Annotated in this window: 16 protein-coding genes; 6 read left to right on the top strand and 10 right to left on the bottom strand. The window is 59.4% G+C overall.

The window, feature by feature from the left end; all coding sequences use genetic code 11:
* Positions 1-672, bottom strand: a complete 672-nt coding sequence (locus L6R21_07075) for a 2Fe-2S iron-sulfur cluster-binding protein (protein ID MCK6558946.1) — start codon at positions 670-672, stop codon at positions 1-3.
* A gap of 207 nt (positions 673-879) precedes the next feature.
* On the opposite strand from L6R21_07075, the gene L6R21_07070 reads away from it, so the two are divergent.
* Positions 880-2127, top strand: coding sequence for a DUF4032 domain-containing protein (locus L6R21_07070; protein MCK6558945.1), 1248 nt, complete (start codon positions 880-882; stop codon positions 2125-2127).
* 391 nt (positions 2128-2518) lie between these two features.
* Here L6R21_07070 and L6R21_07065 read toward each other — a convergent pair whose 3' ends face one another.
* From L6R21_07065 to L6R21_07040, 6 genes are all read right to left on the bottom strand, one after another.
* Positions 2519-2869: a VOC family protein gene (locus tag L6R21_07065; protein MCK6558944.1), complete on the bottom strand. Its 351-nt coding sequence runs from the start codon at positions 2867-2869 to the stop codon at positions 2519-2521.
* 118 nt (positions 2870-2987) lie between these two features.
* Positions 2988-4019 (bottom strand): hypothetical protein, encoded by a 1032-nt coding sequence (locus L6R21_07060; protein ID MCK6558943.1) that lies wholly within the window; start codon positions 4017-4019, stop codon positions 2988-2990.
* A 171-nt stretch (positions 4020-4190) separates the two neighbouring features.
* Entirely contained in the window at positions 4191-4931 is a 741-nt protein-coding gene (locus L6R21_07055; protein ID MCK6558942.1) for a sulfite exporter TauE/SafE family protein, read from the bottom strand.
* Between the two features lie 66 nt (positions 4932-4997).
* The gene (locus L6R21_07050) at positions 4998-5765 is read right to left on the bottom strand and encodes an SDR family oxidoreductase (GenBank protein ID MCK6558941.1); all 768 of its coding nucleotides are present in this window, start codon (positions 5763-5765) and stop codon (positions 4998-5000) included.
* A 3-nt stretch (positions 5766-5768) separates the two neighbouring features.
* The gene (locus L6R21_07045; protein ID MCK6558940.1) at positions 5769-7016 is read right to left on the bottom strand and encodes a T9SS type A sorting domain-containing protein; all 1248 of its coding nucleotides are present in this window, start codon (positions 7014-7016) and stop codon (positions 5769-5771) included.
* Positions 7017-7413: 397 nt separating this feature from the next.
* Positions 7414-9504, bottom strand: a complete 2091-nt coding sequence (locus tag L6R21_07040; GenBank protein MCK6558939.1) for a S46 family peptidase — start codon at positions 9502-9504, stop codon at positions 7414-7416.
* A gap of 244 nt (positions 9505-9748) precedes the next feature.
* Between L6R21_07040 and L6R21_07035 the strand changes: the two genes are divergently transcribed.
* The 5 genes from L6R21_07035 to L6R21_07015 all read left to right on the top strand — a co-directional run bounded on the left by L6R21_07035 (position 9749) and on the right by L6R21_07015 (position 16557).
* Complete coding sequence (locus tag L6R21_07035; GenBank protein MCK6558938.1) at positions 9749-11323, top strand: sodium:solute symporter; 1575 nt, start codon at positions 9749-9751, stop codon at positions 11321-11323.
* Positions 11320-11781 carry a hypothetical protein gene (locus L6R21_07030; protein ID MCK6558937.1) on the top strand — a complete coding sequence of 154 codons (462 nt, stop codon included), beginning with the start codon at positions 11320-11322 and terminating at the stop codon, positions 11779-11781. Before L6R21_07035 ends, L6R21_07030 begins: the two co-directional genes overlap by 4 nt.
* Before the next feature lie 62 nt (positions 11782-11843).
* Positions 11844-13139 (top strand): MFS transporter, encoded by a 1296-nt coding sequence (locus tag L6R21_07025; protein MCK6558936.1) that lies wholly within the window; start codon positions 11844-11846, stop codon positions 13137-13139.
* A gap of 195 nt (positions 13140-13334) precedes the next feature.
* On the top strand, positions 13335-14114 hold the full coding sequence (locus L6R21_07020; GenBank protein ID MCK6558935.1) for an MBL fold metallo-hydrolase: 780 nt from the start codon (positions 13335-13337) through the stop codon (positions 14112-14114).
* Positions 14115-14133: 19 nt separating this feature from the next.
* On the top strand, positions 14134-16557 hold the full coding sequence (locus L6R21_07015) for a glycoside hydrolase family 31 protein (GenBank protein MCK6558934.1): 2424 nt from the start codon (positions 14134-14136) through the stop codon (positions 16555-16557).
* 214 nt (positions 16558-16771) lie between these two features.
* On the opposite strand, the gene L6R21_07010 is transcribed toward L6R21_07015, so the two are convergent.
* From L6R21_07010 to L6R21_07000, 3 genes are all read right to left on the bottom strand, one after another.
* Complete coding sequence (locus L6R21_07010; protein ID MCK6558933.1) at positions 16772-17296, bottom strand: hypothetical protein; 525 nt, start codon at positions 17294-17296, stop codon at positions 16772-16774.
* A 42-nt stretch (positions 17297-17338) separates the two neighbouring features.
* Positions 17339-18178 carry a metallophosphoesterase gene (locus tag L6R21_07005; protein ID MCK6558932.1) on the bottom strand — a complete coding sequence of 280 codons (840 nt, stop codon included), beginning with the start codon at positions 18176-18178 and terminating at the stop codon, positions 17339-17341.
* Positions 18179-18536: 358 nt separating this feature from the next.
* On the bottom strand, positions 18537-21140 hold the full coding sequence (locus L6R21_07000) for an alpha/beta fold hydrolase (protein ID MCK6558931.1): 2604 nt from the start codon (positions 21138-21140) through the stop codon (positions 18537-18539).
* Positions 21141-21524 lie beyond the last annotated feature (384 nt).

Genomic DNA, 21524 nt, shown 5'->3' with positions numbered 1-21524 from the left:
TCATCCTCGCTTTCCGGCGGTCTGGGCTGCGGCCAGCGCGGCTTCGAACACGCGGGGATAAGTGCCGCAGCGGCAGAGATTGCCGGCAACCGCCTGCCGTACCTCCGCCTCAGTGGGATTGGGATTGCGATCCAACAGGGCACGCACGGACATGACAAAGCCGGGCGTGCAGAATCCGCACATCAGCGCGTCATGATCAACGAAGGCCTGCTGCACCGGATCGAGCTTGCCGTTTTGCACCAACCCTTCCACCGTCACAATTTCCTGACCGGCGGCGTCGAGCGCGAGCATCATGCACGCCAGCACCGGTTTGCCGTTCACCAAAACCGTGCAGGCACCGCATTCCCCGCGATTACAGACCTCTTTGCAGCCGGTCACTTCGAGCTGGTTGCGCAATGCTGAAAGCAGCGTCGTGCGCGGCTCGACCGTCACGCTGCGCCGCTGGCCATTGACTTTGAGCTGGAGACTCACGCTGCCGGAAAAGACCTCGGCATCGGGCGGCAGGGCTGCCGCCTTGGCGTGCACCCCGGCGGTGAGAATGACCGTCCCAACGGCGCCGCCGCCGCTCAACTTCAAAAAGTGGCGTCGGGAAATTTTGGAGGAGGGTTCTTCGGCCGGTGGGGACTCGGCAGTGTCATGGATGGGCACGGGGCTCTCGTTTTGATCTTGCATGTCCTCTCCTTTCGCTCTGGTATAAATCGTCATGAAGGCCCGGGCAATCATATTGAAAAAGTGCGGGAATGTCAAGCGGTTTTGCCATCCGATTTTTCGGTCCGGCCTGCGTTCCATCTGATTCGGTGGGAAAAATGTGCCTCGCTTGACATTCACCGGTCGCGTTGTTACTTTGCCCGGCCACTGTCATGACGACCGGTTGAACCTATGCTGCCCCTCTCCTCCTTTCCCCAAATTTCTTTCTTTGTGGATGATCTGTTTCTCCCCGATTTGGAAAAATTGCCGTGGCCGCACGCCGTTGCAGGCTGGCGGTCGCTGGGCGTGAAGCATTTCAATATCAAACATGGTCTCGGCCGCCACCCGGTGGTGTTCGTGCAAGCAGGCAACCGGAAATATGTGATCAAAGAATTGGGTTTCGAGGTCGCGCGCCGGGAAGTGGAGAACTACAAGCAAATGCTGCTGCGCGGTCTGCACACGCTGATCCCCGCAGGCTGCGTGGCGCGCGAAGAAGAGCCGCTCGCGGTGTGGACGCCGGTGGGCCGCCAATATCAACGCAATCTCATCGACCACACCGTCACCCTGCTCATCGACCACGTGCTGCCGGACTCGCAGTTGTATCGCCGCGCTTTCAACTTGGAAAACCGCAAGCGCATTTGGGATGCCATCGTCGACCTGTTCGTCGAGCTGCACGCCAACGGTGTCTACTGGGGCGATGCCTCGCTGGCCAACACGCTGATCAAATTCATGAAGATCGATGTCCCGCTCATCGGCCGCAAGACCCGCCTGAAGGCATTCCTGGCAGATGCGGAAACCGTCGAGATTCACGACTCCGTGCCGGATTCCATGCGGGAGGCGGATCTGGCGTTCTTCCTGGAATCGATGGAATGGGTGAATGAAGACTTGCGCGCCAGCGACATCACGCGGGATGAAATGGCGACGGCGCAGGACAAGGACTATCTGCGCGAAAACTACGAACGCCGCTATGAGGTCGAGCTCAAGGGCCGCGCCTTCGAAAAGCTCAGCGGGCTGGAAATTGCAAAATATCTCGGCCCGGTGCGGGAGCCGGCCTATTTCGAGGTGTTGCGCCAGCACATTGAAGAGCACAAGTGGTATGCCAGCGAGCGGCTGCAACGCGAAGTCAGCTATGCCGAAGGCGCGCGCGACTGGCTGGAACGCGTTTTCATCCCCATGTGCGAGTTGTTCCGAAGCGAAGGACTGCTCGATCTTTTTCCGGGCAAGACCGCCTCCGACTTGTACGTGGAAATCATGAACAACAAGTATGTCTTGAGCCGCAAAGCGGGCCGCGACGTCGGCATGATTCGCGCGGCGCGTGATTACGCCAACCGCTTTGGCGAACCCCATCCTGTTGCCGCGTTTTGGCGCAGCCTAGCCGGCGGAATGCTCAAGATCCTGGGGCAACGGAAAAAGGGAATCCGAGCGCCAGGCCGGGATTGAACGCCGAGAGGCACTCCCGCGCGTGAGAAAAACTCTCACCGGCAGGGCAGATCAGATTGTCGAATGGGTAAATATTTAGCCAGTTGCAGAAACCCACCGCCCGGGCGTTCTTGATTCGAATCAGCTTTAGTTGTTGAATTCCTTCGTCGAACGGGCTTCAAAGGGCTCTGAGCGCCCGGGCGGTTCTTCAAATGACTATATTTCTACTCGAATGGTTTTCGTTTTGATGTGGGGGAGCTGCCCGGCGATTTCGAGAGCAGCGAGCTGGGCAAGGCCTGAAATTCAGAACACACGAATGGCGGATGGAGGCGGAGCCGACTGAAGACGAATAGCGGGATTTGGTTCAAATCGGTCGAGTATTGCAGAAAGCGCCGGACCGCAATCCCGGCCGTCAGCGATTCTGCCAAATGCCGAGCACATTCTCGTCGGGATCACTGATCAACGCAAAGCTGCCGCTTGCCTTGTCTGGCGTTTTGGCGCGGATGATCTTTCCGCCCAGTTGCTGCACGCGCTGCAGCGTGTCGTCGATATCCTCGACGCGGATATAGAGAATGATGCCCTGGCGGCCGGTGTGCCGGGGGGAATGGTAGAAGGCGCCGTTGACGTGCTCGCCGGTTTCGAAGAGCATGTAATCTTCTTCCGCGAGGAGATCCATCTTCCACTCAAACAATTCGCGGTAGAAGTTTTGGGTTCGCTCAAAGTCCGCGCTGGGAATCTCCACGTGTACGAAGCCGTGGACCATCACACCTCCAGGGGGTAAACGACCAGTATCCGTGTAGTTCCCCGTTGCGCCTGCTTGCCGCAGCCCCGGGGCGGGCACGCAGGTGTGCGGCGCGCCCCGGAATGAGGCGACAACAAACTCATTCGGCCAGACGATTCACGCGGCGGGCGCGGCGCAGACGCAGGCGCGCCGCGGCGAGCTCCAGAATGCGATAGACCATCGCGCCGTAGTCGTAGCCGATCTCTTGCGCCGCCATGGGCAAAACGGACTCGGGATCGAGATCGGGATTGGGATTGACATCGAGCACCATCGGCGCGCCATTCCACAAGCGGATATCCATGCGGGCATAATCGCGGCAGCGCATGGCGCGATAGGCGGCGATCGCGGTTTCCTGCAAGAGCTGCAGCAGATTGTCATCGACGGGCGCCGGGCACAGCCACTTGATGCCGTCCCAGCCGTCGGAGTTGGGATTGAATTTCGATTCGAACGTGTAGAGCCGGTCGTGAATGTCGGAGTAGCGCGAATAGTCCAGCTCCACCGGCGGCAGCACTTCGAGTTTGCGATTGCCCCACACCGCGACGTGAAACTCGCGGCCGCCGATGAAAGGCTCCACCAGCGCCGGCCCGCCAAACTCCGCTTCGATGCGCCGGATCTGACGCGCCAGTTCCGCGCCGGACTCCACCACCGAGGCGCGCGTGATACCATAGCTGCAATGCTGATTGGCGGGCTTCACCATCGCGGGGTAATACATCCATTCTTTTACTTGGTGATGGTGCATGGCATGGCCGGGCGGCGTGGGCGCGCCGGCATTCAGCAGGATTTTCTTGATGGTATACTTGTTCTGGGATTTCCTGAGTGTGCGGGAATTGGCGCCGGTGTAGACGAACCCGCGCTGCTCGAGACCTTTGGCGACCAGCGCATCGGACCACGGTATGTCAGAAAAGCCCTCGCACCAATTGAAGATGATCCACTCTTCCGGATCAAAGCGCGCGAGCGGTTCCAGGTCCTCGTGGATTTCCACCGCTTCCACCCGCATCTTCCTGCCCTGCAAGCTCGCGAGCATGTAGTCCACGAGCCGCATCGAATTCGCGCGATCATCCGCGGGCCAAGTCGGATCGATGTTGTAGAGCACGATCACTCGTTCGATGGGTTCGTGTTGCTTTGTCGCCATTCGGCCTCCAACTTGTTGTTCATCTGCATTCATGCAACGGTCTTGCTGACCTCACGCGGCGCGACGCACTGCCGCGGCCCCAGCAAAATTTTTGCGATGATAGGAATCATTCGCGATAATTGCAAGAAATAAAATGCGGCGGCGCGTCCTGCCGTATTTTTTTTGTACGGCTCACAGCAAGATCATCTTCACGGCAGCAAACAACAACACCAACGCGAGCAGCCGGCGCAACGTGCGCGGAGCAAAACGGTGGCTGCCATACGAAGCACCGAGATAGCCGCCGGCCGCAGCGGCCAACGCCCACCAGGACATCTCGCGCGGCAGCATCGCAGCTTGCGCGAGATGTCCGAGCAGCCCCGCGACCGAATTCACAAAAATAAAAGCCGTTGATAGCGCGGCGGTCTCGCGCGCGTCCGCCCAGCCGCGCAGCAGCAGCAGCGGGCTCAAAAAAATCCCACCGCCCACGCCGGTCAATCCGGAGACCAATCCCATCGCGCCGCCCCAGAGCAGTGCCGTGTTCCGCGGTATGCTGCGCCGGGCAATGATCGCCGGCGTTGCCGTCGTGCGATAGAGCCGGTAAGCCGCATACGCCAACAAGCCGGCCACGGCAGTTCGATAAACGAATCCCGGCAGCATCCAGCCGCCGCCGGCGAAGGCAAAAGGAATCGAGGTCAGTGCGAACGGCCAGAACTTCTGCCACGCAAAATAGCCGGCGCGCTGAAAGCGAACGAAAGCGATGGCCGAGACCAGAGTATTCAACACCAATGCCGTGGGTTTCATGATTGCCGGCGGCAGGCCGAACAAAGCCATCGCCGCGAGATAGCCGGAGGCGCCGGCCTGGCCCACGGAAGCATACAACACCGCGGTGGCGAAAATCACAACGGCGAGAGCGACAGTGGTGAGCGTAGCCAAAGGAGAAGAATGGTGTGTTCGCGGGTCCGGGTCATCAAACTGGAATGCGGCGCGCTGGCATGGGCGTCAGCGCGCGCAGGTGAGTTGGCGGCCGCCGTCAATATTGAATGTCACGCCTGTAATCCAACCGGCGCGCGGTGAGGCCAGATAAAGAATGGCATCGGCAATTTCCTCCGGCGTGCCGACTCGCCCGATGGGATGCGTGGTCTTGCTGTGTTCCAAAAACGCCTGATACTTTTCCTCCTCCATGCCGCTGGCGCGATGGAGGTTGGTGAGCACGACACCGGGATTGACGGCGTTCACGCGCACGCCGAACGGCGCCAGATCCAGGGCGGCACAGCGCGTGAGCTGGTCCACCCCGGCCTTGCTGACGCAATAGGCGAGCACGTTGGGAAAGGCGCGCGTGCCGGTGACGCTCGACACATTCACGATGTTGCCCTTGGTTGATTTCAGAAACGGCACGGTCTCCTGCATCATGTGAAAAACTGAGGTCAAATTGAGACGAAGCATCAGGTCCCACGCTTCCGTGGTGGTGGAGGTAATCGAACCGGTGGCGATGATGCCGGCGGCATTGACCAGAATATCGAGGCGACCGAAGTGATCGACCGTCTGCGCGACCGCGCGACGGCACTGCGCCGCGTCGGTGACATCCACGGGCAGAATGATGCTCTCGCCGCCCTGCTCGGCGATTTCAGCAACCACGCGTTGCAGGCTCTCCTGGCTGCGGCTGAGCAAAGCCAGGCGGCCGCCGACAGCCGCAAACGCCCGTGCCGTGGCTCTCCCGATGCCGCTGGAGGCTCCCGTAATCAATGCAATCTTGCCGGTCAGTTCCATACGTCACTCCATATAGACGAGTTTGCGCGTCTGCGATTGGCCATCAGCAACGAGGCGGTAGAAATACACGCCGCTCTTCAGGCCGCGGGCCGCGAGACGGGCGCGATAGTGCCCCGGCGCTTTGGTCTCATTCACCAGCGTGGCGACTTCCGCGCCGGTGAGGTCATAAAGCTTGAGCGTCACCCACGCGCGCCGCTGCAGCCGGTAGCCAATCACCGTTTCCGGGTTGAAGGGATTGGGAAAGTTCTGCTCCAGCTCAAACAGCGCCGGCCTCTCTGCGCGCGGCCGCTGCTGCACGGCAGTCTGGTTCCCCACGACGAAATCGGCAAAAACCGGCAGGTGGTCCGAGGCTTCGTGCAGGGCATTGGCAACGCTCGCCGCCACCACGCCGTTGGCACCGGCGTTGATGGCGCGGTTGAAATGATTGCCGTCGTTGCCAAAGGCGCGATAAGAATTGGGCAGCAGATACATGCCGTTCGGCGTGAGCACACTGGCGGAAACCAGGATCAAATCAAAGCGATCGTCGAGGCCGCCGGCGCTGCCGTCGCCAAACACCGTGGTGCGCGTCGACTGCGTGTGCAGGGCGGCAAAACTCGCATTGTTGTTCCACACGCCCACGGCATTGAGCGGATCGAACAGCCGGCCGTCATTGTCCGCCTGGCTTTCGGTGAGGCGCAGAAACGCCGATTCGCTGGAACGCGAGAGATTGAAATCGCCCATCGCCACCAGGTTTTCCTCCGGCCGCAGTTCGTTGAGATAGGTTCTCAGCGTCAGCGCCTCGTTGGCGCGCTGCCGCTCGTCGTTGACCTCGGAGCCGGCCTTGAGATGCGCGGAAAACAAGCGGAACTCCACACCGTTGGCCTGCAGATAGTATTCGGAGATGTTGCGCAAGCTCGTGCGGATTTGCTGCGTGCCCAGCAACGTCACCTTCGCCGGTTTGTAGTAGAGTGTATTGTCGAGATCGAAGCCATCGACAAACGGCGCGCTTTGATACAAATGGGATTGGGAAAAATTCATCACTTGATTGAGGAAGAGCAGTTGCCCCTGCTCGCTTTCGAGTTCCTGCACCAGCAACAGATCCGGCTGCAGCGCGTTGATCACCGTGCGGAAGTTGGGCAAGCGCGCCACCCCCTGGCTGCTCGGGAAAAAGAGCAGATTGTAGCTGGCAATGCGGAGGGTATCGAGCTGCGCCCGTGCCGCGCCGGCACCGAGCAGCAGCAAGAAACAGAGAAGCAGAGAGTATTTTCTCATGCAGCCACGCTTCCGGTTAAATGTTTTCGCGGGTAAAGTCTGATGAATGATGTTGCTTCCAATTAGTGTCTGTTCGAAAACGCCACCGCCCGGGCGCTTTTTAATGACCGAGAATACGTTTTGTTCAACCCGTGCACGTTCAGGGCTGAACGCCCGAGCAGTTTCTTCATTTCCGGACGGACACCAATTATAGCCGAAATTACTCGATTTGCAAGCCACAAATTCCGCCCGCGGCAAAAACACTCACATTCCGCAAAGCTTCGGACAACCGCGGCCTCTCTCGGCCCAAAGCAAAAGTGGCGCTTGATGCTGCCATCAGGCGCCACTTCATGTGGAGACTCTTTGCTGCTTTGGCGGAATGATACCAAGCCCGCCGGCAGGAGTTCATCCACCAAAATCAGTCGGTCTTGGAGGGCACCGCGCCCGCGTTTTCCAGCTCATCGGCAACCGCGCCGGCATCATACAACTTGCGCATCGCTTCGATCATGTAAGCGGGATGCACCGCCACCGCACGATTGGTTTCGTCGTTGTAGACGTAGCGGCCCACCAGGCTCTCGATGTTGCCGTCGAAGATCAAACCCACCAGTTCCGCGTCTTTGTTGATGACCGGCGAACCGGAATTGCCGCCGATGATGTCGTGGGTGGTGACGAAGTTCACCGGCGTGCGGAGATCGAGTTTGTCGTGGCGTTCGAGATAGCGTTTGGGCAGGTCAAAAGGCGGCTGCTGGTTGAAACTGTACGTGCGGTCAAAGAGGCCGTACAGCGTCGTCATGGCCGGTGCTTGGGTGCCGTTCATCGGGTAGCCCGCCACTTTGCCATAGGAAAGCCGCAGCGTGAATGTGGCATCAGGATAGGCGGCTTTGCCGTAAACCGCGAAACGTGCCTTGCCGATCTTTTCACCTGCCGTCACCAGCACGCTTTCCACCTGCTCCTCGTAGAGGCGGTTTTGTTCGCGCATCATGCCGTCCAGCTTGCGCATGATCACAATGAGCGGATCGGTCGAGGCATTGATCGCGCTTTCCCCGCCCTCGAAGAGTGCCCTGCGCACGGCCACGCCGGTCAGTTTGGTGCCACCGATGAGCTCCTTCGCCACCTCGACCGGCGGGCGGCCGTTGAGTACGATCTTAATGAAGGGATCATCCGCGCCGAGCTGCTCGAGCGATTCTTGCAGCGCATCGGCCAGCGAGACTTCCTCCAACGCCGGATAAACCGGCGCCGGCGACAGCAGTTTGAATCTCAAACCCTCGAGCTGGGAGTCGTGAAAACCATCGAGGCGCTCTTCGTCTTTCTTTTTGATCTCCGTGGCATACTGCACCAGGTTCTTGGCCATGCCGGCCAGGCGCGAGAAGCGCAAATCACGATAACGGAGGTGGGGCAGCATTTCGATCTGCTTCTTTTCGGCACTGGCGATCATGTCCCAAGCCTCGCCGTAGGCCGACTGCCACTCCGGCTTGCTGGCGACCAGAGCGCGGAAATCATTCTCCTCTTGTTCTTTCTTGGCGATCACCTCTTTGCTGCGCAGCCCGTTGTACTCCCCGGTCCAAGCTTTGAGCGCATTCTCGATGCCGAAAATATCGCGCATGGCTTGGCGCGCCTGTTCCGGGCCTTGTGCGGCATATTGGCGCAGCAATGCCAGGCGGCGGTTGTACATCCTCAGGCGATAGGGATAGCTGTGGTCGCGCTGCCGGACAAGCTGCGCCACGGTCTGCAGCCGGTCAGTCGAACCGGGATGGCCGGAGACGAACACAAGCTCGTCGACGGCCGCGCCTTTGGTGTTCCATTTCAGATAGTGTTTGCTCTGTACCGGTTTGTCATTCTCATACACGCGAAAGATCGTCATGTCGAGATCATGGCGCGGATAGGTGAAATTGTCGGGATCACCGCCAAAAAATGCCGCCTGCTGTTCCGGCGCAAAAACCAGACGCACGTCGGTGTATTTCTTGTAGCGATACAGCCAGTATTCCCCGCCCTGATACAGCGCCACCACATCCGAGCGCAACCCGGTGGCTTTCAGGCTTTCTTTTTCGATTTTGGTGATTTCCTTTTGGCGCGCCTCCAAAGCCTGCTGGCCGGTCATGCCCGGCTTCACCGCGCTGTGCACGCGCTTGGTGACTTCTTCCATCGCGATCAGAACATTCAACTCCAAATCCGGGCATTTCACTTCTTCCGCCGGGCTGCGCGCCAGAAAACCATCGGCGGCATAGTTCTTCTCCGGCGTCGACATCTTCTGCAACTGGCCGAGCGCGACATGATGGTTGGTCAACACCAGGCCATTGGGGCTGACGAAGGAGCCGGAACCGCCGTCGTTGAAGCGCACACTCGCCAGCCGGACGTGATCCAGCCACGCCTGCGTGGGCGCGAAGCCATAGCGTTCTTGTAGCTGTTTGGCCGGCGGATTGTCGAACGTCCACATGCCCTCATCTGGCCAGGCCGCGCCCAGCAGCAGCAACGCACTGCCCAGCAACATCATCACCGCAACTCGGTTCAATCTCCGACGCTGCACCTGCATCTCACACCTCCATCAGATTCAAATAACCATCCACCTTTGGGAAATCAAATCAGCCATTCCCTGTCATTCAAAAGCGGGGCATGTTAGAAAAAAGTTGCGTCATCTCCAATACTTTTTATCTTAACGGCAGCTTGAATACAGTCTCACCTTTGCGCATAAGGTGACGGCACAGTCCTCACCATGGCACGCCGGAGGCGGAATCGCTGTTCAACCGGGCCGGTCGATGAGCTCTCTCTATTGGGATATCGCGATTATCGTTGTCTACTTCATTACCATTACCAGTCTCGGACTTTACATGGGGCGGCGCGAAGAAAGCATGGAAGACTTTGCGCTGGGCGGGCGCAAGATTCCCTGGTGGGCGGTGTTGGCGTCCATCATTGCGGCGGAAACCAGCGCCGCGACCTTTCTCGGCGTGCCCGCGGAAGGCTATCGCCAGCAGAGCGCGCTCTACGTGCAGTTGATGCTCGGCACCGTGATCGCGCGCGTGATCATTGCCTACCTCTTCATCAAGCCGTATTATCATTACCGCGTCTACACCGTCTATGAGTTTTTGGAGAAGCGCTTCGGTGCGCTGTCGCGTGTGGCCGGCAGCATCATCTTCCTGATCACCCGCGTGCTGGCGAGCGGCGTGCGTGTTTACATCGCGGCAGTGGTGCTGGTCATTGCGTGGAAATTCCTCACCGGCGCCTCGCCCACTTTCGAGCAGTACCTCGTCGCCATCACAGTGATGACGCTGATCACCACGATCTACACCATGCTGGGCGGCATCAAGGCAGTGATCTGGACGGATTTGATTCAAGCCAGCATCATGTTTGGCGGCGCACTGCTCTCGCTCTATGTCATCGTCGCGCTCATCCCCGGCGGCTGGGAGGGTATCAAGGCCGGCACCGACAACTTCGCCAATTTCCGCATTTTCGACACGGGCGTGCACGGCGAAACCAACCTCTACGACGCCCTGCTCAGCATCTTGCGCCAGGAATACACCGTCTGGGCGGCTTTCACCGGTTACATTTTTCTGGTGATGGCCACGCACGGCACCGATCAGGACATGGTGCAGCGCATGCTCACCGCGACCGATTATCAGCGCAGCCGCTTCTCCCTCATTCTCTCCGGCATCGCGGATATTCCCATCGCCCTGGCATTTGTCATGATCGGGATTTTCCTCTATGCTTATTTTCAAATCGTGCCCGACCCCAACCTGCCGGCAGCGCACAACGAGATCTTCGCCTATTTCATCATCAACAAGATGCCGGTGGGCTTGCGCGGCTTGATCATTGCCGGCGTGTTTGCCACCGCCATGGGCTCGTTGAGCGCGGCGCTCAACGCGCTCGCCACCAGCTTCGTGAAGGACTTCTACACGCCGTATTTCAAGAAGAATGCCGACGACCGCCATTACGTCTCCGCCGCCCGCCTCTTCACCTTCGTTTTCGCGATCTTGATGATCGTGGTCGCCGGCTTGGCGGCCTACTCGGTTCTGCACGATCCCACCCTCACCATCATTCCGATTGCGCTGGGCATCATCGGCTACACCTATGGCTCGCTGCTCGGCATTTTCTTGATCGGCATGTTGACACGCAGCCGCGGCAATGATCGCGGCAATCTCCTCGCCATGGTGTGCGGCTTCCTCACCGTTTTCGTGCTCAGCGGATTGGCCAACAAAGTGCTGGGCTGGCTGGGCCTGGGCGCGATCCCGGTGCCACAGATTGCCTTCACCTGGTACATCATGTTTGGCAGTGTGGTGACCTTCCTGGTCGGCATTTGGTTTCGAACCCCACAGACAAAACGACCACCCCTATGAAAAAACCTCGACCAACTCTCGGCATGCAACCGCCCCGCTATCACTTCTTTCTGAATCCGCAGAGTGAGCACCGCTTCACGCGCTGCCCACAGTGCGGCGGTCCCACGCGAGCGCGGAAGTTCGCCCTGCTGATCTACCTCAAGAAAGCGGGCATGGTTGCGCTGGGCAAGACCTGCCGCTACTGCGAGAAATGCGAGATTATCGTCGCGCATCAGCTTGAAATCGAGGATCTGATGGCCGATCTTTTTGAGCAGGTTGGCCCGCGCGTCATCGGCAGCGATTACCTCGTACTCGGCACGGTGGAACGAGCCGCCTGGCGCACGGGCAAGTCGGAGCCGATGACTGTCGATGACATGCTGCGCCACGTCGCCGACTTCAAGGGATATCTCGACGTCACGTATGATCCCGGCGGCTGGCGGCCCAACCGCCCGGCCCGCCCGCCGCGCCGGAAAAAATGAAAGCCGGCTGATCATCATGTCAGAACCATGGCCGGCCGAACGCCGCCAACAACGGAGACTGCATGCCGCTCTTCAAGAACAAACAGGAACTGGGGTGGTGTTTGTATGACTGGGGCAATTCCGCCTTTGCCACCACCGTGATGGCGGGCTTCTTTCCCGTCTTTTTCAAAGAGTATTGGAGTCAGGGCGTGGCGGCGACGGCAAGCACGGCCAAGCTGGGCTTGGCCAATTCCGCTGCCGGCTTGATCGTGGCGCTGCTCGCTCCGGTGCTCGGCGCGGTTGCTGATCGCGGCAGCCGCAAGAAGAAATTTCTGGTCTTCTTTGCCTTCCTGGGCGCACTGTCGACCCTCGCGCTGTTTTTCGTCGCCCGCGGCAACTGGCCGCTGGCAGTGTTCATCTACGTCCTGGGTACCATTGGATTCTCCGGCGGCAACATTTTCTACGACTCGCTGCTGCCTTCCATCGTCGATGAAAAAAAGATCGACTTCGTCTCGGCGCTGGGTTATGCCATGGGCTACCTCGGCGGCGGCTTGCTCTTCGCCATCAACGTGTGGATGACGCTCAGTCCCTCGACCTTCGGCCTGGCTGATGCCGGCGAAGCCGTGCGGATTTCGTTCATCAGCGCGGGCGTGTGGTGGGGCGTATTCACCTTGCCGATCATCTTCTTCGTCCCGGAGGCACAGCCCGCCACGGCGCGCAGCCTGCGGCAAGCCGTGTGGGAGGGCGGCCGCCAATTGGCGCACACGTTTCGCAAAATCCGCCATCTCAAAACCATCGGCATCTTTCTGGCGGCCTACTGGCTCTACATCGACGGCGTCGACACCATCATCCGCATGGCGGTGGATTACGGCTTGTCCATCGGCTTCGAATCCAAAGACCTGATCGTCGCGCTAATGATCACGCAATTCGTCGGCTTTCCCAGCGCCATTGTGTACGGCAAGCTCGGGGAACGCCTCGGCGCCAAGCGCGCGATCTACCTCGCGATCGTCGTCTACCTGCTTGTCGTCGTCTGGGCGGTGCAGATGAATGCCAAGCAGGAATTCTACGCCCTTGCCATTGTGATCGGGCTGGTGCAAGGCGGCATTCAAGCGCTGAGCCGCTCGCTCTATTCGCGATTGATCCCGCATGATCAGACCGCGGAATTCTACGGCTTCTACAATCTGCTCGGCAAATTCGCCGTGATTTTCGGCCCGATTCTGATTGGCGTGACCGGACTGATCTCCGACAGCCCGCGCCTGGGGATCGCCTCGATCGCCGTGCTGTTTTTGCTCGGCGGGCTGTTGCTTTATTTTGTGGATGAAAAACGGGGCGCCGCAGAAGTGAAACACCTGCGCCTGTCCAGCGCGCCGCCGGCCTAGTACTGCATGTCCAGCTTTTTGGACTCAGGACAAGGTTTTGATCGCGACTCAACCACCCAGGCACATTTGGGCACAGCGCTGAGTCATTCGCTGGATTCCTTTGGATAACAGGCCGCATGAGCCGTCACAGAAAATTGCAGTCCTGGCACGCCACCGCCGCCGTGCCAGAAGCACAACCGACTAATAGAAAGCTCCATGTCGAACTACATCAAATTCCTCGGGACTGCCGGCGCCCGCTTCGTGATGATCGAGCAATTGCGTTCTTCCGCCGGCACCATTTTGAGCCTGGACGGCCGCACGATTCTGCTGGATCCCGGACCAGGCACACTCAGCCGTTGCGCCGCCAGCCGGCCCAAAATCGACGGCCGAACGCTCGACGCCATTCTGCTGAGCCACCGCCACGTCGACCATTCCACTGACATCAATGTCATGATGGAAGCCATGTCCGACGGTGGCCGCCAAAAACGCGGGTTTCTCTTCGCGCCCGAGGATTGCCTGGAGGGCGACGACCCCGTGGTGTTGCGCTATGTGCGCCATTACATCGCCGGCATCGAGCGGCTGCAACCCTTCACCAGCTACGATCTCGATGGCCTGCGCTTTCAAACTCGCGGCCCGCATCGCCACGGCGCCGAGACGTATGGCTTCGTTTTCGACAGCCGCGTGGGCCGGATTGCGTTCTTGATCGACACCGAATTCTTCCCCGACTTGCTTGAATGGTATGCCGGCGCGCGGGTGCTGGTGCTGAACGTTGTGCTGCTCAAACAGCGTGAAGAAAACCTGATTCAGCATCTTTGCCTGGCAGACGCCCGGCGTTTGATCGCAGCCCTCAAACCGGAAACCGCGATTCTGACTCACTTCGGCATGTCGATGGTGCGCGCCAAGCCCTGGGTACTGGCCGAACAACTCGCGCAAGAAACCGGCGTGGCCGTGATCGCGGCGGGCGACGGCATGCATTACGCGTTGGATGCAGGGTAACACATGAAAGGATGAAGCCATGAGACTCCGTTTCGTATTGGCACTGTTGGCAGGTATGTTGCTGTTGGGAGAAAAAGCGATGAGCCAGTACCGTTTCCTGGGCAATCTCACCGGAATCGATTTTCAAAAGGATGGTGCGTTGCTGCGCTGCGGCGATGATCTCGTGCGCCTCACGCTGCTCGCGCCGGACTTGGCACGCATCACCCTGGCGCCGGAAGGCCGCTGGCACAGCGGGCCGGATTATGCCATCGCCCGGGCCGAGTGGCCGGGCGCAACGTTCACGGTGGCGGAGAATGCCACGCACGTCATGCTCAAAACCACGGCGCTCGAGATTCGCATCCTTCGGTCGCCGTGCCGCCTGGCGTTTTATGACGCCGGCGGCAATCTGCTGAATCAAGATGAGGAGGCGTTTGGCCTGGGGTGGGAGGGCAAGGAAGTCGCGGTGTTCAAATCCCTGCTCGCGGGCGAACGTTTCTACGGCCTGGGCGAAAAAACCGGCGGCCTCGACCGGCGCGGCAGTGAGTGGCAGATGTGGAATTCGGACATTCCCGCCTACAGTGATCGCACCGATCCGCTGTATCAATCACATCCATTTTTCATCGGCATGCGCGCCGGCCGCGGCTATGGCATTTTCTTCAACAACACCCATCGCAGCTTTTTCAACATGGGCGCGGGCAACCATCGCGTCTATTCGTTTCGTGCAGAAGGCGGCGCGCTGGACTATTTCTTTTTCGCCGGCAACACGATGAAGGATATCATCCGCCGCTATTCCGAGCTGGTGGGCCGCATGCCGCTGCCGCCGAAGTGGGCGTTGGGCTATCAACAGTGCCGCTGGAGCTATTTTCCCGAAAGTGAAGTGCGGCAATTGGCCCGCACCTTTCGCGAGAAGAAGATCCCGGCGGATGTGATCTATCTCGACATCCATCACATGGACGGCTATCGCTGCTTTACTTTCGATGCCCAGCGCTTTCCCGATCCCGCCAGGCTGCTGGCCGATTTGCGGCAGCAGGGATTCAGAGTCGTCACCATCAGCGATCCCGGCATCAAAGTCGACCCCGGCTATGCTGTCTATGAAAGCGGTTTGCAGGGCGATCACTTCATCAAGTTCCCCGACGGCCAGCCTTACATCGGCGACGTGTGGCCCGGCCCGAGCCATTTCACCAACTACACCAAACCCGCGTCGCGCGCGTGGTGGGGTGATCTCCACAAAGATTTTCTCGACAAAGGCATCGCCGGTTTTTGGAATGACATGAACGAACCGGCCGTGTGGGGCCGCGAGGCACCCTTGCTGGTGGAATTCGACGAGAACGGCCGCAAAGTCTCGATCAAGAAAATTCACAATGTCTTCGGCCATCTCATGGCGCAAGCGACTTATGAGGGTTTGCTCCGCTTGCGGCCGCAGGAACGGCCTTTCATTCTGACCCGCGCGGGCTTTGCCGGCACGCAGCGTTGGGCCGCAAGCTGGACCGGCGACAATGTTGCTTCCTTCGAACATCTGGAAGTCGCCATTCGCATGTGCCAGTCCATGAGCTTGAGCAGCATTCCGTTTGTCGGCGCGGACGTCGGCGGCTTCGCGGAAACGCCGACGACTGAGCTGTTCGTGCGCTGGATGCAAGTGGGCGCGTTCACGCCTTTCTTCCGCACGCACACCCACATCAATTCACCGGATCAAGAGCCGTGGAGTTTTGGAGAATGGGCGGAGGAAGTGAATCGAAAGTATATCGAACTGCGCTACCGCCTGCTGCCCTACACCTACACGGCATTTCATCAGGCCGCGGTGGAAGGCGTGCCCATCATGCGGCCGTTGTTTCTCGAATTTCCGGAGGAGGCGGAAACCTATCAAGGTCACAATCACACGACTTATCTGTGGGGCAATGACATGCTGGTGGCGCCGGTGACCCGTGCGGGCGAACGCATTCGCAAAGTCTATCTGCCGGCGGGTACGTGGTATGATTTCTGGGAGAACAAAACCTACGCGGGCGGGAACTACATTTACGTAGATGCGCCGGTGGAAAAACTGCCCCTGTTTGTGCGTGCCGGCGCCGTGCTTCCGATGGGCGAAGTGCTGCAGTATGTCGAAGAAAAGCCGCTGACGCAAATCGATCTGCACGTTTATCCCGGCGCGGAGAGGACTTCAGTGCTTTACGAGGATGATGGCCGTTCCTTTGAATATGCCGATGGCATGATGAGCCTGACTTCCTTCAAAGTCACGACCAAGGCGAAGAACGTGACGTTCAGCCTCGCGGGCCGCCAGGGCAAGTATGCGCCGCCGGCACGCGATTACCGCATCATTCTGCACGGCCAAAGCAACGCGCCGAAGCTCGCGAGCCTCGATGCCGGGAAAGTCGCAGCCGCTGACCTCAGCTTCGAGGCCGGCGCCGGCACGGTCACGGTTCGCCTGCGCGACGACGGCAAAGCGCACACGCTCAGGTTTGATTTCTGAGACAATGTCGCAGCCCCGAATGGAATTCTGCGAGACTATAGACTCTGGGCACTCTGGCGGTCATCCTGCAAAAAACTTGAGAAGAATTGGGCGCTGTGCCGGGTTATTCACCAAATTCTTGCCGGATGACCAGTCAATAGGCCGCCCAAGAAGACTCGAGTAACGGCACAGTGGCGGAAGGTGTCCTGTACCGCCCCGCCCACCGCCTGCCGGTTCATTCCAGATGCAGATGATCAAAATACAAAGTCACCGGCTTGGGCGGTTGCACCAGAAAAAAGTACACCGACTCGATGCTTGATCGTTGCATGCGGCGCCGTGTGCCGTTGGTGATGAGCGAATCCAGCGGCAGCGCAAACTGTGTCCACCCCGGTGGCAGCCGCATGCGACGATTGTAGCGGTCGGCATAAGCCGGGCGCTCGTGGCTGTCATCGAGGCGGAAATGCAATTGCAGGGTGTCCGGCTGCGGGTTGTAAATGGTGGCGTGCAGGCTGCGGAAATCCGACCAATCCGGATCGAACTTGGTGATTTTGAGGCCGGGATAATTTCCGGAAAACATCTGCAGGCGAAGGCTGCGCTCGCCGTGCGCCACCGGCTCATCGACCAGCGTGAGCAGCTCGCGGCACTCCCAATAGAGCAGATCGAGTTCCGCCTCATTCTCAAAGTCAAAGAAGAAAGGCCGGCTGCGCTGGCAGGCGATGGCAAGCAAACCGATCATCGCCAAGCCGATCAACCTCGCCATCCCTCTCTTCCACTTCTTTTTCTGCTGGTTCACGCCAGGCATTTACTCTGCTGCTCCAAATTCGAAGACTACAATTTCCGGCGCCACGCCCAAGCGAAAGGGCAGATCAGTTGTGCCAATGCCGCTGGTGACGTACAGCATTTTGTTCTCCTCTTGAAAAAAACCGTAAAGATGATCCGGATCGGGCTTACGCATCGTCAAACGCCAAACCAAGCCGGGCAGGAGAATCTGTCCGCCGTGGGTGTCGCCGCTCAACACCAGTGTTGGCGCCGGCGCAGGCACGCGGGCATAAGCCAGCGAAGTGTGTGACAACAAGAGGGTGGGATGATCCGCGGCGACCAGGGAATCAACCAATGCGAGATCCGGTTCCAGCGGCGGCCAGCAATCCAATCCCGCCAGACGCAATTGCCGGCCGGCGATCTCGAGATCGACAAACCGATCACGCAAAAAAACGACCTGGTGCAGATCCGGCGGATCGGCAGAGCCTACGCGATGGCAAAACTGGCAGCTTGCGCGGGAGAAGGAGTAATCGGCATCGCCCATCACCGCGTACACGCCGAGCGGCGCCCGCAATTGCCCGAGAAACGAGAGCGCGCGTTGATAATCCTCACGGCCACCGTACCACCTCACGTAGTCACCGGTCAGGAGAATCATGTCCGGCTGAATCTCATGGAGCTGGGATAGAACATGTTGCACGGTTTTGCTGCTGTGCTGGTTGAAATGCAAATCACTGAGCTGGACGATTTTCCGGCCGGATAAAACTTCAACAAAGGCAGGGTGCTGAATACGGAGGCGCTGTACGCGAATCTCAGCGGAAGAATTCCACAGCAGGCCAATCATTCCCGCGGCAATGAGCGCGAGAACGGCTAGCAGCTTCGGCATGAGTGCAGTTCGGCTGGCGAGAGAGGAGACAACGTGGTTTTGATTCGCAGCGACAGATGCCATACCGCAAGGTTAACACAGATTTCATGAATGATCGTTGAACCGTTGATTTTTGCGCGGCCGCGAATCCGACAGACCGCCAAACGGCAGTGGAGTGGCTCGATCCAAAGCGTGACGATCGTGTTGCCAGCGGCCACTGCAGTCGCTAAGGGTTTTGCCGCAGCTCTCTTCTACCATGCAAGCGCAGTCTTTGCAGAAAAGCCTGCCTTGCCCGAGGCTGCTGCAGCGCATTGCATTCCAACGCAGTGGCGCGGAACAGTCGCAGCGCGGCCGGCGCCTGAAGACGAGGTGCAACGCATCAATTCTGCGGCTTGGCACCGCTCAACAGCCGCAACAGCTCGCGCAGACTTGCCGGCTTCACGCCGCGGGCGCGGTTTTGTGCGCCGATTTCAAAGGCGATGCGCCATTGCTGCAACAAAACGCGGTAGGCCCGCCAGAGACTGTTGGAGGGATCATAAATGCTCGTCGCCTCCGAGGTCACGCCGTTCAACTCGATCACTTTGAAATTCTCGCCCGCTTTGAAATCCGCGAGCGAGGGCGTGCGAATGTCGTAGCGGCCGAAATAGAAGCCGGCAAAGCTGCGACTGATGCGATCAATGACCCGTTCGAGCTGCGGCGTTTTGACCCGACTGCCATCATAGAAAACGGCACCGCGGCAATGCGTGCCCAATTCGACCAACGCCACCTGCTCTCCTGCTGCCGGGATTTCAAACAGGCCTTGCTGGTGTTTCTCCAAATGAAAAGGCGCCATGCACACCGCACGATTGTCACTGAGGATCAGTTCTTCCAGCGTGCGCCGGCCGTCACCCTGCAGCGTCAAGAATCGCTTGTCGGTGATGGCGAAAACCTCGCCTTGCACTTGGTCGGGATAACGATAGTAGAACACGCCAAACTCGTGCCCCGCAACGTATTCCTGCACGATGGTATCTCCGGCAGCCTGACGCAAGTAATCACGAACTTCTTCTTCCGATCGGATCACCGCCACGCCGGCGCCGCGTTGGCCGACATCGGGTTTGAGCACGATGGGAAAGGTGAGATCAAGCTCGTGCAGGAAAGCGCGCACGCCTTGTATGCGTTGTTCCACCGGCGCCGTGCCGGAAATCAAGCGGTAGCGCGCCACGTAACCATCCGCGTTTGCCAGTCCGGCGAGGATGGCAGACTTGGATTCACCGATGACGCCGCCCGCGAAAATCGCAGGATTGGCGGCGGTGAATACGGTGAGCGACCGATACTTGCAGGCCAAGTACAGACAGTAAGCCACCACCGGCGGATAAAATGCCCACAGCGGCCAGAATTCCCACCGCGTCAGCCGGCGCCACTTGGACAACAACAGCCGCCGGCCGCGAAAGCTGAACAACGGAATCACCAACCGCGCCAACAGCCACAGCCCCATTGCCAGTGCCATCAAAATACGCCAGGAGTATTTTTCATAGAGCGCGAGCCAGGTCATCACCTTGCCGCCGAGCAGGGCTGCAAGCCCAACCAGCGCCGGCGTCCACAATGCCGCGGCCAGGAGGAAATAGCCGGCGAATTTCCAGAAGCTCAGATTGAGCGAACCGGCGGCCACATACGTCGGCAGCCGGCTGCCGGGCAGGAAACGGCTCAGCAGGATCACGCGTGCGCCTTCCCGCTCGAACCACTGGCGGCCGCGAGCAATGGCGCTGGCCTTGACGAACCATTGCAGCGGTGGCCGCGACAGCGCATGCCGGCCCAGCAATTTGCCGGCAAGAAACAACAGGAAATCGCCGCACACAATGCCGGCAAAACATCCCAGCGTGGCTGAAAAGTATCCCAATGTGCCGCGCGCCACCAGCAGCCCCGCGCTGATGCAGGTCAAATCTTCGCTGACAAACGTTGCCAGCGCCAGCAAGAGCACCAGCGCCACCAGGCCGAGGCCCTGCGGCGGTGGAATTTGCGCGGCGTCGAATGACTGTCGCGCGAGCGTCAAACGCTCGGGCGCCGCCTGTACCCGAGTGAGGCCTCCTCCCTGCTCGACGCGCTGAATGAACTGGTCGATTACAGCGGCGAGCAACTCCGGCTTGCGGAAGATCAACTCATGCCCGCCGCTCAGTATCTGCAATTCACTTTGCGGCACAATGCGATGATGCTCGCGCGCCGCTGCCAGCGGCACGAGCGGATCATTGCGACCGTGTACGATCAGCATCGGGCCTTGATACTGGGAGAGCAGGCCGCGCAGCGGCCGCTGATCCGAGTCGAAGAAATTGCGGGCATACGATACGTTCAAGAAAGCGTCATCGAGGTAGCCGAAATGCGGTACGCCTTCCTGCAGCAACCACAAAAGTCCGAGCTGCAGCCCGTGCACCGCGTGATTGAGATGATAGTCGCCGAGCAACTCCAGCTCCTGCACTCCGATGCTGGACACCATGGTCAAAGACTGCACGCGCTCCGGCGCGCGGCCGGCAAGATGCAGAGCCACGCCGCCACCCATGCTGTAGGCAACGACATGAACGCGGGCAATGCCGAGTATGTCCAGCATTTGCAGGACATACTCGGCGTGGCTGCGAATCGAATAGTCGGGCAGGCGGAGCGTCGAATGGCCGAAGCCGGGCAAATCCGGAACCAGCACGCGACAATTGCGGCCCAGCAGCGGCGCGAAGCCGGCAAACGTGATCGAGGCCACTGGACTGCCGTGCAGCAGCAGGACGACAGGAGGATTCGCTGACTGAACCGGCTGCAGGTCTTCGTAGGCCAGCTTCACTTGTTGCGGCAGCACCTGATCCCGCGCGACCGCGCGCAGCGTCATGAGCTTCTGTTCCGGTCGCGCCGGTGTCTCCGCCGGCGCAAACAGGCGCGCGCCGTGCGAGAGCAACAGCAAAACAAGATAGCCGAGTCCGATTGCTTTCGAAGTGGAGAGAAAGTATTTGCGTGATGCGTTTGGCATGGCGTCATGCGCAAGGACGGTTCTCAGACTTGCTGCGACATTACCCAAAAGTCAAAGACTCGACTCGCAGTGAACAGCCGCGTTCTCAAGTGTGCACGGCTGAATGAATGCGAATCATGCGAGAACAATTGGTTTCACTCTACGAGACAATAACAATCTGCGCGGTGCAAAAATTGCCGGGAAGAGTCCGGAATTCTTTCGTCTTGAGGCAAAACCATGAAACTCGCGCGCGCGCCGCTGTGATCGGAGTCACGCCGGGCTGCGCTTTTGGAGGTGCGCCAAGGATCACATGCCCGGCGATTGACGAAGTCCAAGACTATTCGCCCTGGGTGCGGCGCAGATTCAACCCTGCCGGTTGTGCGCGCCCAAGCTCAGTTCACTCCA

Source organism: bacterium, assembly GCA_023150945.1.
In the GTDB taxonomy this organism is placed as follows: Bacteria; Zhuqueibacterota; Zhuqueibacteria; order Zhuqueibacterales; family Zhuqueibacteraceae; genus Coneutiohabitans.
The sequence above is the reverse complement of the archived record's forward strand: the minus strand, read 5'-3'. Positions and strand labels throughout refer to the sequence as shown.

Coding starts and splice junctions, on each gene's coding strand:
- L6R21_07045 (MCK6558940.1), bottom strand. CDS start 7,016: ATGAGAAAATACTCTCTGCTTCTCTGTTTCTTGCTGCTGCTCGGTGCC.
- L6R21_07035 (MCK6558938.1), top strand. CDS start 9,749: ATGAGCTCTCTCTATTGGGATATCGCGATTATCGTTGTCTACTTCATT.
- L6R21_07075 (MCK6558946.1), bottom strand. CDS start 672: ATGCAAGATCAAAACGAGAGCCCCGTGCCCATCCATGACACTGCCGAG.
- L6R21_07030 (MCK6558937.1), top strand. CDS start 11,320: ATGAAAAAACCTCGACCAACTCTCGGCATGCAACCGCCCCGCTATCAC.
- L6R21_07005 (MCK6558932.1), bottom strand. CDS start 18,178: ATGCCGAAGCTGCTAGCCGTTCTCGCGCTCATTGCCGCGGGAATGATT.
- L6R21_07015 (MCK6558934.1), top strand. CDS start 14,134: ATGAGACTCCGTTTCGTATTGGCACTGTTGGCAGGTATGTTGCTGTTG.
- L6R21_07070 (MCK6558945.1), top strand. CDS start 880: ATGCTGCCCCTCTCCTCCTTTCCCCAAATTTCTTTCTTTGTGGATGAT.
- L6R21_07050 (MCK6558941.1), bottom strand. CDS start 5,765: ATGGAACTGACCGGCAAGATTGCATTGATTACGGGAGCCTCCAGCGGC.
- L6R21_07065 (MCK6558944.1), bottom strand. CDS start 2,869: ATGGTCCACGGCTTCGTACACGTGGAGATTCCCAGCGCGGACTTTGAG.
- L6R21_07000 (MCK6558931.1), bottom strand. CDS start 21,140: ATGCCAAACGCATCACGCAAATACTTTCTCTCCACTTCGAAAGCAATC.
- L6R21_07025 (MCK6558936.1), top strand. CDS start 11,844: ATGCCGCTCTTCAAGAACAAACAGGAACTGGGGTGGTGTTTGTATGAC.
- L6R21_07020 (MCK6558935.1), top strand. CDS start 13,335: ATGTCGAACTACATCAAATTCCTCGGGACTGCCGGCGCCCGCTTCGTG.
- L6R21_07010 (MCK6558933.1), bottom strand. CDS start 17,296: ATGGCGAGGTTGATCGGCTTGGCGATGATCGGTTTGCTTGCCATCGCC.
- L6R21_07060 (MCK6558943.1), bottom strand. CDS start 4,019: ATGGCGACAAAGCAACACGAACCCATCGAACGAGTGATCGTGCTCTAC.